The organism is Pseudomonas baetica, from assembly GCF_019733355.1.
GTDB lineage: Bacteria > Pseudomonadota > Gammaproteobacteria > Pseudomonadales > Pseudomonadaceae > Aquipseudomonas > Aquipseudomonas baetica_A.
In genome coordinates, this window is sequence record NZ_JAIHLQ010000168.1 from 1 (window position 1) to 308 (window position 308).

The following is a 308-nucleotide window of genomic DNA, read 5'->3' on the forward strand; positions in this document are numbered from 1 at the left end:
ACTGGCGAGCCAGCAGCGTTGGTCAGGGTGGCGGTGTAGACGATTGAGCCGCCCTCGGCCACTGTGCCGGTCGCAGTCAGCGACAGGTTGGTGGTGTCGACAGTGTCAGTCACGGTGGTGCTGACTGGCGTCTTATCGGCGACCAGATCTTCGTAGTTGCCGCCGCTAACGTCAGTGATCGAGTTGGTCAGCGGTGCCTGGCCAACCAATGCATCGTTAGGCGCAGTGGTGGTCACGGTGCCGGTGGTTTTGCCGACTTCGATGGTGATGTTTTGACCGTTGGCCAGGGTCACGACGACTGGCGAACC

At 61.4% G+C, this 308-nt stretch carries 1 protein-coding gene; it reads right to left on the minus strand.

The genetic code is table 11. The features are described from left to right. Nucleotides 1-308: immunoglobulin-like domain-containing protein (locus K5E40_RS34595; protein WP_221734450.1), on the minus strand; the 308-nt coding region annotated here is incomplete at both ends.